The following is a 12,002-nucleotide window of genomic DNA, read 5'->3' on the forward strand; positions in this document are numbered from 1 at the left end:
CCAGTGGTCGACGTCGCGGCCGAGACTCATCGATCCATCCCTTCAAACGGGTGTTGTGATGTGTCTGATTCTACGCCACCTGCACTCCAGTCTCCACCTATTTGCCCAGGTCAACGACTATTTTCGCGGTGAGCGAACGACCTCGCCTCTGTGGATGGTAAGTGGCCCGAAGGGCCACCCTTCCGCCCCATCAACATCACCCGTCTCAAGCAAGATCTCTTCGCGCCACACCCGGGTCGCCGCCCCGATAGCCAGCCAAATCTTTTCTCGATCTGGTCCGGAGTCCAGGACCGCGAAGCGGCCGGCGAAGCCGGCGGGCCGAAGGCCCGTCCTTGACGCCGGTCCAGATCGAGAAGACCCTCCAAGAACGGGTCGGCGGCCCACCCCAACCCCGAAAACACAGTCCATAAGAAGGACCCGAAAACCTCGACCACCCCAAAGCCAGCTCAATCATTTAACCTGCCGCCATGACCCCAGAGCGCATAGCGCTGATCTCGGACGTACACGGCAACCTCACCGCACTAGAAGCCGTCCTCGCAGACATCGAAGCAAGAGGAATCACCCGGATCTTCAACCTGGGCGACTACGTCGGCAAGGGCCCGAGAGGCCGAGAGGTAGCAGAGATCTGCCGAGAGCGATGCGAGGTCAACATCCTCGGCAACTGGGAGGATTTCCTCCTCGCCCCCGAGCCCGACTTCGGCCGCGAGTCGGTGGGGCTGATGTGGTGGCGGCTGCAGGCATGGGAGCAGGCGGAGTGGCTGCGTACGCTCCCGTTCTCCTACGACTTCACGATGAGCGGCCGTCGGATCAGGCTCTTCCATGCCTCCGAGGAGACGGTCCACCGCCGGGTCAGGTTCGACCATGACGAGCAGGAGTTCCTGGGCCTGTTCCGGAACACCGAGGCGACCGGCCTCGACGTCCCGGAGCCGGACATGGTCGGGTACGCCGACACCCATGACCCCTATTACGAGACCGACCGGGACCGGCGCACGGTCTTCAACACCGGCAGCGTCGGCAACTGCATGAGCGACCCGACCCCGGTCTACGTCATCCTCGAGGGCGTGATGGACAGCGATCAGGAGGCGCCGTTCGGCATCCAGTGGGTCCGGGTCCCCTACGACGCGGAGGCCGAGCTCGCGTACGCCGCCAGTGTCGGCATGCCCGAGCTCGACGAATACACCTACGAGCTGCGTACCGGCTTCTACCGCGGCAACCTCAGGAACGACGAGCAGCCGACCTACCACCGAAAGGGGTAGATCGGCTCTTCGCCGTCATTGCGGTGCTTGATGTGGTCGGGCTCAACTGATCTTGCGCCGGTAGACAGCCATGGCGGCGGCGTACGAGGCGACCAGGATGCCCACGCACCAGGCCAGCGCGACCCAGATGTCGTCACCGACCGGCTGCCCCGCGAAGAGCGCCTGGATGGTGTTGACGATCGAGGTGACCGGCTGGTTCTCGGCGAAGGCGCGCACCGGGCCGGGCATCGTCTCCGTCGGCGCGAACGCCGAGCTGATGAACGGCAGGAAGATCAGCGGGTAGGAGAACCCGGTGGCCCCCTCCATGGTCTGTGCCGCCAGCCCGGGGATGACCGCGAGCCAGGTCAGCGCCAGGGTGAGCAGTGCCAGGATCCCGGCGACCGCGAGCCAGGCGCCCAGGTCCGCCGAGGTACGGAACCCCATCACGAACGCGACGCCCAGGATGATCACCATGGTCAGCATGTTGGCCACCATCGAGGTCCCGACATGCGCCCAGAGCACCGCCGAGCGGGCGATCGGCATCGACTGAAACCGCTCGAAGATCCCGCTCTTCATGTCGGTGAAGAGTCGAAGTGCGGTGTACGCGATGCCCGAGGCGATCGCCATGACCATGATCCCGGGGAGCACATAGTTGACGTAGTTGTCAGTGCCGGTCCGGATCGCGCCGCCCAGCACGTAGACGAAGAGCAGCATCATCGCGATCGGGGTGAGCGCGGTGGTGATGATCGTGTCCGGGCTGCGGGTGATGTGTCGCAGCGAGCGCCCCAGCAGGGTGCCGGCATCGGCGAAAGCGTGCTTGGTCATGACTGTGCTCCTCGGTTGGTAGAGCCGGTGAGTGAAAGAAAGATCTCTTCGAGCGACGGCTGCTTCTCGACGTACTCGACCTTCGCCGGCGGCAGCATCGCCTTGAGCTCGGCGAGGGTGCCGTTGGCGATGATCGTCCCGCCGTGCAGGATGGCGATCCGGTCGGCGAGCTGCTCGGCCTCCTCCAGGTACTGCGTGGTGAGCAGGACGGTCGTGCCCTGCGCGGTCAGCTCGCGAACGACCCGCCACACCTCCAGGCGTGCCTCCGGGTCCAGCCCGGTGGTCGGCTCGTCGAGGAAGATCACCGACGGCGAGCCGATCAGCGACATGGCGATGTCCAGCCGCCGCCGCATGCCACCGGAGTACGTCGCGACCTTCCGGGCGCCCGCCTCGACCAGATCGAAGCGCTTCAGCAACCCGTCGGCGATGTCGCCGGGGGAGGGGAGGTGGCGCAGCTTCGCGACCAGGATCAGGTTCTCCCGCCCGGTCAGGATCTCGTCGACCGCCGCGAACTGGCCGGTCAGCGAGATCGCCTCCCGCACCCGCTGCGCCTCGTCGACGACCGATGCGCCCTCGACCAGCGCGGCGCCGGCATCAGGTTTCAGGAGCGTCGAGAGGATGCGTACGGCCGTGGTCTTTCCGGCCCCGTTGGACCCGAGCAGCGCGAAGATCGTGCCCCGCGCCACCTCGAAGTCCACGCCCCGCAGAACCTGGTTGTCTTTGTAGGACTTCTCCAGTCCCCGTACGGAGATGGCAGCTGTCGTGCTCATGACTCGTCCTCCTTGGTGATGTCTTCGATGGCCTCGTTGAGCCGGGCGCGCTCCTTCTTGATCCAGGCGCCCTCGGAGTAGTTCCTGGCGAACTCCTCGGCGAACTCGACCGGGTTGTCGCCGACGATCGCGCTGACCGGGGTGCCGTCGGCGGCGGCCTGCTCGAAGAGCTCGAGGAGGTCCTCGGCCATCGCCGTCACGATCGCGCCGTCGGCGATGCCGGCGGAGTGCATCAGGTAGCGCTCGACCGCGTCGTGCGCCTTGCGGTGGTTCTCGGGGAGCTGCTGCTTGCGGGCCTTGAGCTGCCGCCAGCGCTTCTTCAGCTCGAGCTCGCCGACGACGGCCTCGAACATCGATCGGATCGACATGCCTTACTTCCCTTCCGTACGGAGGTTCTCGAGCCGTTCGGCCAGGAACCCCCAGGTGGTCCAGAACTCTTCGAGGTACTTCTCGCCATCTGTGTTGAGCGAGTAGACCTTCCGCGGCGGCCCCTTCTCGGACGGCCGCTTCTCGACGTCCACCAGTCCGTTCTTCTCGATCCGGACCAGCAGCGCGTAGACCGTGCCCTCGGCGATCTCGGTGAACCCCTGGGTCCGCAGCCAGGTCGTGATCTCGTATCCGTACGCCGGGTTGCCGGTCAGGAACGCCAACACGATCCCCTCCAGCGTCCCCTTGAGCATCTCGGTCATCTGCTTGCCCATCGGGCACCTCCTTCCACTACTCAGTGTTGCTGACTACTGGTACATAGTAGTGCTGAGTAGTGGCGCTGGGTCAAGTCCTAATCGCAAGCAGAAATGCCAGCGGCGCTGGTACGACGGTTAGGCCGTCGCACCAGCGCCGCTGGTCTTGTGTTACTCGGTGTCTTGCTTGTCGTCGCCTTCGTTGTCCTCGGGAGAGCACCCGGCCGCCGTTGCGACCGCCTCGACCAGCGCGCGCCGCTGCTCCTCGGTCGCGTCCTCGCGGCCGAAGGAGCCGCCAGCGGTGGGAGTCGAGGACTCCGATGGTGCCGTGCAGGCCCACCGCCAGGTGGAGTGGTCCTCGCCAGAAAAACTCGTCGTTGCGACCCCGCGTTGCACCTCGAACTTCTCCGCAGAAGCGTTGATGGACTTGATCAGTTCGTCCGCGTCCACGCCGTTGGTCAGGGAGAACGTGAACGTCATCGACGGCGCATCCTCTGTCGTCCGTACGTCGCACTCCATCTTCGTGATACCCCCGTGCCCGCTATTGAGCGGGAGGTCGCCGCCGCGCGGTGCAGGTGAACTGTCGGCGGTCGATCGGGTGACTACCTCGTTCGCGGTGAACCTATTCGTCCCCATGACGCCTTCGACCGCATCCACTGCGACCCCGCAGACCGACTCCTTCGAGTAGGCCGGCGGCTCATCTTCGCCACCACATCCCGACAGAGCCTGCGCCGATCCGACGAGTACCAACGTGGCTACCGCGCGAATCATCCTCAACCGTGGTCCTCCAACTTCTTGCGGTTCTGGTAGTTGTCGTATCCGTTGTCGACCGCGCGCTTAACAGCGGAACCAATCCCGCTCTCGTCCTCCGGTCGCCTGAGCATCGCTTCCATCTCTGCGGGCGTGAGGGATCCGGGCGGCTTGAGGTTACCTTCCGAATCCCGCGGCCAGTCTTCAGTGATTCCGTTGTTGAACCGCAGACTTCCATCAGCCCCCTGGTCGACCTGCTCGGGGAGATTGTCCAGCCGTTGTGCTTGTCCCTCGGCTTGAGCCATGGCGTAAAGGCTTTGGAGTTCGGTGCTGCGGCGGGCACTCGCGTAGGCCTCGTCACCTTCGGCGGCGGCTACTCCTGCAGGGTCGCCGACATACCCGTTGATGATCTGATCCTTCACTTGATCGACCAGGTAGCCACCGACCGGACCGGTGCCATCTGTAGGGATTGCGTCGAGTGGGAGGGTGAACAACTCCGCGACCCTCTTACGATCTGCGGCCTCATCCTCACCATCGGCGACTGCGCCGTCGGCCAGGTTGTCTTCGAGGAAGCCACGGAGACCAGCCGCACGGTGCGTTGCGTTTACCAGCGGATCGTCTGACCCAACGTCGAATGAAGGGTCGCCGGTGCCAACGCCGTCGAGCGTGGCCTGAGCGCCACGATCCAACAGCAGCTGATTGAATTGAGCCGCGCTTGAGCCAACGACACTCGTCGCAGTCTCGTTTCCCCCGATATGCCGGAGTACCTTGCCGAGATCGTCTCTCGAGAAGTCTGCGTGGTGGTCGAGCAGCGGAGGTTTGATCGGAGCGGCGTCGTCCACCACCTCCGGATAGACATCTTCCATGTAGGTAGCGATGATCCCGCCGAGTTCTTCATCGTAATGGTCGTCCAGCTCGTTCTTAGCCGCGTAGTCGATGGTCCACGAAGCGATGTCGGCCGCCTTCTTGCCAACCTCACCTTCCTCAGCAGCGGCATCGACGGTGGCCACACGAACCACGCTGTCCATGTCCTCAGCGAGGTGGTTGGCGGTGAGGCGGTCGTGCATCAGGTAACTAGCCATGTTCTCGTCGCCCATGACAGCTTGCGCGGAGCCGATGCCGTTGTCGGCGACCTTGACGAACTGACGGAGGGGGTCGCCGTTCTCGTCCGTGAACGACTCTCCGCCGAAGGAGAGGCCATAGTTGATCTGGGAGTACCGAAGCGGGTCGCCGTTCTCGGTCTCCAGGAGTTGCGTGCCGAGCTTGTGCGTGAAGTCGGCACCGAGTTCGACGTTGCGCCCTTCGGCCGCGTGGAGAAGGATGGCGGCAGCCGTCGAATCCTGACCGATGGCCTCGGCGTAGTCCGCGTTGTCGATCCAGCCGCCACGGGATGCGGAACCGAGCAGAGCTGCGAGGTTGCCGGCGCCGTCGCGCTGGAGCTTCTGCAGTGCCATGGTTTCGTCGCCGATCGTGACAGGCGGGTTCTCGTAGTCGGGGTAGGTGATCTGATCCCTGGTCCAACCAGTCATCTGGTGGATGACGTTGTTAACACCTTCCGGGCCCAGACGATCGATGACGGCCTCACCGAAGTCACGGTCGTCGGAGTGCTTCCCCAGAATGCTGAACCACTTCTCAGCCTCCTTGCGCTCCGCGACGCTGTCGATGTCGTCGAGGTCCTCGAGCTTCTTGGCGGTGTAGTCACCGATCTGGGCCTGCACCTCGGGCGGGAGCACTTCCCAGCTGTCGTCCATGAGCTCGGGGTCGGCGAGAAGCTTCTTGGTGAGCTCGTCGTCCGAGAGTCCGCGGAGCTCGCTGGGCAGCGTCGCTTGTTCGATCGTCCCGGTGCCGCCGTCGTACACATTGGTCGTTGCACGGTTGAGGACCGCGACCAGGTCGTTCTCCGCGCGCTCCGCGTCGGTGAGCGCGTCCTGGATCGTCTGGGCCAGCTCCTTCATGGTGGCCTCGTCGCCGTCCTTGGTCTCAGTCTCTCCTGCCGTGATCGAGACGGGACTGCCCGTGCTGACCTTCCAACCCTTTTCTGTGGCGGTCTGGTGGGCGCCTTGGGCGGAGGTCTTCGCCTTCTTGATCGTGGCGCTGGCGTCGTCGAGGCTCATGATGACCTGCCCGAGCGGCGCAGCGATGTCGTTCAGACGCTCGACCAGACCTCGATGGCGGTTCTCGGCGCGGGTGGCGGCCTCACCGACCCACGTGTCGGGGACCTTGCCGGCATCCATCTCGTCCTGCTGGTCTAGCAGCTTCTTGCGAGCGGTGTTGAGGTCGTCGGCTGCGGTGTCGAGCTCTTCGGGCTTCCAGCCCTGCAGCTTTTCGTAGGTGACGGCCATCAGTCTCTTCCGATCATTGCTTCGCGGTAGCGCGCCTGTTGCGCCGTGATCGTGTCAGCCTCCACGATGGCGTCTGCGTCGGCGACGGTGGTCGTCTTGTGGTCGCGGGCGTCCTTGACCCACTTGTCCTTATCGCTCTTCCACTCGGCCTTGAGGCCATTCGCGGCGCCGACGACCGTGCTGTCGGGCATGGCAGCGGCGACCTTGCCCATCGGGCCTTCGAGATCTAGACCGGCGACGGCGTCGGCCGCGGTCCCGATGGAGTTGGCCGCGGTCTTCACCTGCGGCGCCACGATTTCGACGTTCACGAGAGGGTCCCCCAAGACGTTCGGAGCGATTGGTAACTCTCTCCTACCCCAAATTCCGGGTTTCAAACACAAATCGTCGAGAAATCTTGTACCGAGCAGGTCCCGCATCTCGACGCGCTCACCCGCGCGGATCTGCCCGTGGGTGCCAAACCTTTGGGATAACGTCTCGGGCCATACGAGGCCGTCCAGCACCGTTAGGGCGGGCGCGATCCAACTTGACGAAAAAGGGCGCGATGTCACAACCGAACGAGGCGGCAGGGACAGGACCGGTTTGGTCCGCGACGAGCGCTCCGGCACCTGCTGGCGGTCCGCGAAGCGGCGTAGGGCTCGGGCTTGCCGGGCTGGGTCTCGGGGCGGGAATGCTGGTGATCGTCGCCCTGGTGCGGGTGATCGTCGGCATCCCGAAGGTCAGTCAGAGCTACTACAACTCCTTCTACAACATGGAGGACCGCCCGGTCGTCTGGCTCATCCTGGGCCTCCTACTCATCGCCTCGATCGTCCCGATCGCCGTCGCGGTCGTCCTCGGTCATCTCGGCGTGAGCCGGGCGAAGGCAACCGGAACGAGCGCCGCGGCCGCAGGGATCGCACTCGGGATCGGCTACACGCTGGTGGTCTTCTGGGTCGTACGGCTCATCAACGCGATCACGAACGCGGCCCAGTTCAACGGCGGATTCAGGATGTTCATCGAGTACATCGGGCTCTGGGCGTAGCGCGACGCCGAGCACTTCTCGGGAGAACCTGTACACGCTCTTAGGAGTGATCGACAGCGACACGAACGAGCCGGCGCGGAACGGCAGTGATACCTAAGCCGGTTATCGAAGTCGTGTCACGGTCGGTCGACGCTAGTCACCTTTGTCAGCGATACACGTGGCGCTGGACGATGTCATCGTGACGAGAGGCCGGACCCACTTGTCAACTGTGGGTATGTCGCTTCGTATCGTGACGAGGTCACCGTCGGGCCGCGAAGCGATCGACATCGTTGCTAGTTGGTAAGCGACAAGGGATGAGATGTGATCCCGGTTGGTAAGCCTCCCTCGCTGGTCCCACTCCGACTCATCCTCGATGAGGGGTAGGAGATCTTGGCACTGCTCCTTTGCCCGCTTTTTCGCCTCGTGCTCGGGATCCGGTGGCCTCGCTGTCACTGTGATGGCTGGACCAGATCGGGTAGCCGAGGGATCGGTACGTTCCGTTGGTGGGGACACGGTGCCGCTGGGCTCGCTGAACGCGAAGATGGCGGCGAAGACGAGGAGGGCGATGCCGGTGACGGCTGCGCCGAAGCGGGTCACGCCGAGGTAGAGGTCGGAGGGCTCCGCGTCGCGGAACTTCCAGCCTTCTTCGAGGAAGAAGCCGACCTCCGGCCGTGCGGCGATGAAGAAGGACCAGGCGGCCCCGAGAACAAGGATGATCGCGAGCAGCATCACGAGATACGTATACCCCGAGCCGGAGGCGCTACGTACACGCGACGAACGAAAATTCGTTCGCCAGGACGACGCCTGCCGTGATCGGGTCGCAGCAGCGTACGGCCCTTAAAGTCTACGGCGTGGTCGGGGATGAGGATCTGGGGTCGCCGTGGATGGCGACGGTGCGCCGGGTTGCTTGGACGGTGACGGGGGTGTTCAACGCCCTGATCGGGCTGGCCATCGGTGTCGGGTCGGTGGTGGCCGACGGTGGTGCGTACGGGCCCTATCTGCTGGGGACCGGCTTCGGGATCCTGCTGTTCCTGACGGGTGCGCATGGACTGATCACCAAGGGCGTACGTCGGGCCGGGAGCGCCACACGCAGGATCAGGCGGCTGGGTGTGGTCGCCGGTGACGGGATCGTGATCCGGCTGAGGCGAGCGCCGGGCATCTGCGGAGAGCTGATGTTGGTGTGCTTCGTGGCGATGCTGTGCCTGGCGGCGGGGCTCGGCTTTCGGGCCGGCAATCCGTTCATCGGGCTGCCGTTCGCGCTCCTCGCGGTCTTCTTCGCCGTCGTCGTGGCCGAGCATGCGACGACGCTGGGACTGCGACGAGCGGTGCTGATCACGCCCGAGACGCTGATGGTGGAGCTCGGCCACGAGACGGTCTCGGCGGCGTGGGCGGACCTCCGCGTCGACCTGTTCGAGCAGGTCATGAGCCCGAACGGGATCACGGTGAGGAACCGCTTCCTCGAAATCACGGCGCGGGGCGATGCGCCGTCATGGACGGTGACGCGGCGTCATCGGATCCAGGTGATTCCGAAGCGGTGGCGCAAGGGCGTCGTCCGGGTCGGCTACCCGCTCCTCGACCGCCCGGAGCAGGTGCTCACGACGTTGAGGTCGCTGCAGCGGCGTACGGACGAAGGTCGCCGGGTGGTGCTGTCCAACGACACGACCCTGGCCTACCTGACCGGGGACCTCGAGATCTCGCCGTTGTCGGATACGACGGGACGTCTCGGTCGGTCTACCTGGTAGTGACCGACAAGAACGTCCCGTCGTACCCGACGCCTGCCTAGGCCGGCACGAGACCGGGGTTGCCAGCCTGGGTGAAGAAGCGACCGCCGACGGTCAGTGGCGCCCCGGGAGCGCTGACCTGGGCAACGTTCTTGTACGTGATCTCCGCGCCGGCAGCATTCAGGGAGACGGTCGTGTAGCCACGGAGGCCGTTGTAGAACTTCATGTGGGGGTTGCGCTCCAGGTAGGCAGCCCAGTTGGCGGGATGCTCTGCGCCGTTGCCGCCGGAGGTGATGGAGCTGGTGACGATCTCGGTGCCCATGATCCGCGAGGACGGGTCGTCGAAGTCGTCGTGGATGTTCAGCCCGTAGTGGACGTGTACGTCGCCGGTCAGCACCATCAGGTTCGACTGCTCGGACGCCTTCCAGCCGTCGAGGATCCGGCGCCGGGAGGCGGGGTAGCCGTCCCAGGAGTCCATCGACCGGGTGCCGTCGCCGGACGGGTTGTCGCGGCGGGAGAAGGTGACCTGCTGCGGGACGATGTTCCAGAGAGCCGAGGAGCGGCGCCAGCCGTCGATCAGCCACTGCTCCTGCTCGTTCCCGGGGAGCGTCATCGACTCGGCCTCGGACTCCGCCGACGGCACCTTCCAGCCGTCGCCGTTGGCCTGGTTGGTCCGGTACTGCCGGGTGTCGAGGATGTCGAACTGCGCCAGCCTGCCCCAGTGCAGACGCCGGTAGAGCCTCAGGTCGGAACCGGACGGCTGCTGCGGGAGCCGCAGCGGCTGGTTCTCCCAGTAGGCGCGGTAGGCGGCGGCGCGGCGCACCAGGAACTCCTCCGGCGGCACCGAGTTCTCCGGGGTGTCGGCGGCGTAGTTGTTCTCGGTCTCGTGGTCGTCCCAGGTGACGATGAACGGGTGCGCCAGGTGGGCGGCGATCTGGTCCGGGTCGGACTTGTAGAGCCCGTAGCGCGCCCGGTAGTCGTCCAGTGTCACGGTCTCGTGGTTGAGGTGTGCCGGCAGCGGCTCGGTGTAGCCGCGGGACCCGGCGGAGGCATTCACGGCGTACTCGTAGAGATAGTCGCCCAGGTGGAAGACCGCGTCCACGTCCTCGCCGGCGAGATGCTTGTACGCCGTGTAGTAGCCCTGGTCGTAGCGCTGGCAGGAGGCGAGGGCGAAGGTCAGCGACGACACCGCGGACCCCACGGCCGGGGCGGTCCGGGTCCGGCCGACCGGGCTGATCCACCGGCCGACCCGGAAGCGGTAGAAGTACTCGGTCGCCGCGTCCAGGCCGCGGACCTCGGCATGCACGGAGTGGTTGAACTCCGTGTGCGCGGCAGCGGTGCCGCGGCGTACGACGCGTCTGAAGGCGGCGTCGCGCGCCACCTCCCAGCCGACATCGAAGCGCGACGGCGGCATCCCGCCGGTGGGCTCGAGCGGGAGCGGCGCGAGCCGGGTCCACAGCAGCACCGAGTCGGGCAGCGGGTCGCCGGAGGCGACGGCGAGGGTGAACGGGTCCGAGGTGATGTCGGCAGGGGAGCCGGCCGGAGCGGCGAAGGCGCCCGTACGCGGCAGGCCGGTCGTGAAGGCCAGCGCGGTCGCGGCGGCCGAGACGGTCAGGAAGCGGCGGCGGTCGAGGCCCCGGAGGGCGCCACGGAGATCAGGGCGGAGATCAGGAGAGTTGCTGGGGGCAGGCATGGACGTGCTCCTGTCGATATGGGGGTTATCGACAACAGCGAAGCGGTGCCCGGTGAAGGCCGCGTGAAGTGCGGGGGAGGGGTGGGCTACGGCTTGGTGCCGGCGACAGGTTCAGAGACCGGCCGGTGCACCGGACAGCCCGGCGCGAAGGTGCCGAGGTCCTCGGTGTTGAACCCGTGCGGGTAGCTCTTGATGCGGGGCATGTCCCGGACGTACGCGGGCTTCCGCCGCGCCGGCAGCAGCGCGACGAAGCGCGCCCGCGCCTTCAGCGCCCCACGCGACAGCGTCCGGGCGAGCCGCCCGGGCTCGGGGTAGCCGAACGCCTCGAGCAGGTGCGGCTCCATCAGCGACAGCGAGAAGATGCGGATGATCGGCGCCAGCGGCCGCGGATAGAAGGTCGTCAGCAGCTCGAGGGTCGAGTCGGCGACGGCGCGGCCGCCCTCGTCGTACCCGAAGTGCTCGGCCTCATAGGAGTCGAGGAGCTGCTCGAACTCCTCATAGGTCGCCGGGATGTCCTTGATCCCCATCCGCTTCCCGAGCGCCTGGTAGTAGCGCAGGGCGGCGAGCTGCTCGTCGGGGGTCGACTGCCGCCAGCCGAACTCCTGGTTCCAGCGCCGGGGGATCACCACGAACGTGGAGAGGACGTAGACCATGTCGTCGTTGGAGATGTCGTACATCTTGTGCATCTGGTTGATCCGCCGCACCGCGGCCCGGCCGCGAGGGCTGTCCAGGTCCTCGATCGCCGCGTCCTCCAGCAGCAGCGCGGTGTCGTCGTAGCGCTTCTGGGTGTTCTCGGTGAACTGGTGCGTGTCGGCCAGCAGCCGGCCGATCGAGGGCACCGCGTAGGTCCGGAACAGTGCGAAGCTGAGCGCCTGAGTCGTGTCCCAGGGGAACTCGTAGAGCCCCAGACGCCTCGAGATCTCCTGGAACTCGGTCTCCGGGTCCAGCCCTGCTGTGCGCGACTTCTTGGCCATGATGCCTCCTCGCTC

At 65.8% G+C, this 12,002-nt stretch carries 13 protein-coding genes; 3 read left to right on the plus strand and 10 right to left on the minus strand.

The genetic code is table 11. The features are described 5' to 3' along the window. Positions 1–467 precede the first annotated feature (467 nt). On the plus strand, positions 468–1,256 hold the full coding sequence (locus OH802_RS12635; RefSeq protein ID WP_406028381.1) for a metallophosphoesterase family protein: 789 nt from the start codon (positions 468–470) through the stop codon (positions 1,254–1,256). 42 nt (positions 1,257–1,298) lie between these two features. On the opposite strand, the gene OH802_RS12640 is transcribed toward OH802_RS12635, so the two are convergent. The 7 genes from OH802_RS12640 to OH802_RS12670 all read right to left on the minus strand — a co-directional run bounded on the left by OH802_RS12640 (position 1,299) and on the right by OH802_RS12670 (position 6,910). After that, positions 1,299–2,060 (minus strand): ABC transporter permease, encoded by a 762-nt coding sequence (locus tag OH802_RS12640; RefSeq protein WP_406028383.1) that lies wholly within the window; start codon positions 2,058–2,060, stop codon positions 1,299–1,301. Continuing rightward, complete coding sequence (locus OH802_RS12645) at positions 2,057–2,830, minus strand: ATP-binding cassette domain-containing protein (protein WP_357353057.1); 774 nt, start codon at positions 2,828–2,830, stop codon at positions 2,057–2,059. The genes OH802_RS12640 and OH802_RS12645 overlap by 4 nt, the downstream gene beginning before the upstream one ends. Further along, complete coding sequence (locus OH802_RS12650) at positions 2,827–3,198, minus strand: DUF1048 domain-containing protein (RefSeq protein ID WP_406028385.1); 372 nt, start codon at positions 3,196–3,198, stop codon at positions 2,827–2,829. The genes OH802_RS12645 and OH802_RS12650 overlap by 4 nt, the downstream gene beginning before the upstream one ends. Before the next feature lie 3 nt (positions 3,199–3,201). Next, a complete protein-coding gene (locus tag OH802_RS12655; RefSeq protein ID WP_406028387.1) occupies positions 3,202–3,531 on the minus strand; it encodes a PadR family transcriptional regulator in 330 nt (109 codons plus the stop codon). 150 nt (positions 3,532–3,681) lie between these two features. Continuing rightward, the gene (locus OH802_RS12660) at positions 3,682–4,287 is read right to left on the minus strand and encodes a hypothetical protein (protein WP_406028389.1); all 606 of its coding nucleotides are present in this window, start codon (positions 4,285–4,287) and stop codon (positions 3,682–3,684) included. After that, positions 4,284–6,602, minus strand: coding sequence for a hypothetical protein (locus OH802_RS12665; RefSeq protein WP_406028391.1), 2,319 nt, complete (start codon positions 6,600–6,602; stop codon positions 4,284–4,286). The genes OH802_RS12660 and OH802_RS12665 overlap by 4 nt, the downstream gene beginning before the upstream one ends. After that, positions 6,602–6,910 (minus strand): hypothetical protein, encoded by a 309-nt coding sequence (locus OH802_RS12670; RefSeq protein ID WP_406028393.1) that lies wholly within the window; start codon positions 6,908–6,910, stop codon positions 6,602–6,604. The genes OH802_RS12665 and OH802_RS12670 overlap by 1 nt, the downstream gene beginning before the upstream one ends. Before the next feature lie 359 nt (positions 6,911–7,269). On the opposite strand from OH802_RS12670, the gene OH802_RS12675 reads away from it, so the two are divergent. Beyond that, positions 7,270–7,620 carry a hypothetical protein gene (locus tag OH802_RS12675; protein ID WP_406028395.1) on the plus strand — a complete coding sequence of 117 codons (351 nt, stop codon included), beginning with the start codon at positions 7,270–7,272 and terminating at the stop codon, positions 7,618–7,620. Positions 7,621–7,752: 132 nt separating this feature from the next. On the opposite strand, the gene OH802_RS12680 is transcribed toward OH802_RS12675, so the two are convergent. Next, positions 7,753–8,328 (minus strand): DUF6199 family natural product biosynthesis protein, encoded by a 576-nt coding sequence (locus OH802_RS12680; protein WP_406028397.1) that lies wholly within the window; start codon positions 8,326–8,328, stop codon positions 7,753–7,755. A 122-nt stretch (positions 8,329–8,450) separates the two neighbouring features. On the opposite strand from OH802_RS12680, the gene OH802_RS12685 reads away from it, so the two are divergent. Continuing rightward, complete coding sequence (locus tag OH802_RS12685; protein WP_406028399.1) at positions 8,451–9,341, plus strand: hypothetical protein; 891 nt, start codon at positions 8,451–8,453, stop codon at positions 9,339–9,341. Between the two features lie 37 nt (positions 9,342–9,378). Here OH802_RS12685 and OH802_RS12690 read toward each other — a convergent pair whose 3' ends face one another. Continuing rightward, positions 9,379–11,013 carry an alkaline phosphatase D family protein gene (locus OH802_RS12690; RefSeq protein ID WP_406028401.1) on the minus strand — a complete coding sequence of 545 codons (1,635 nt, stop codon included), beginning with the start codon at positions 11,011–11,013 and terminating at the stop codon, positions 9,379–9,381. Between the two features lie 86 nt (positions 11,014–11,099). Then, entirely contained in the window at positions 11,100–11,987 is an 888-nt protein-coding gene (locus tag OH802_RS12695) for an oxygenase MpaB family protein (protein ID WP_406028403.1), read from the minus strand. Positions 11,988–12,002: the final 15 nt, after the last annotated feature.

Source organism: Nocardioides sp. NBC_00850 (assembly GCF_045207335.1).
GTDB lineage: Bacteria > Actinomycetota > Actinomycetes > Propionibacteriales > Nocardioidaceae > Nocardioides.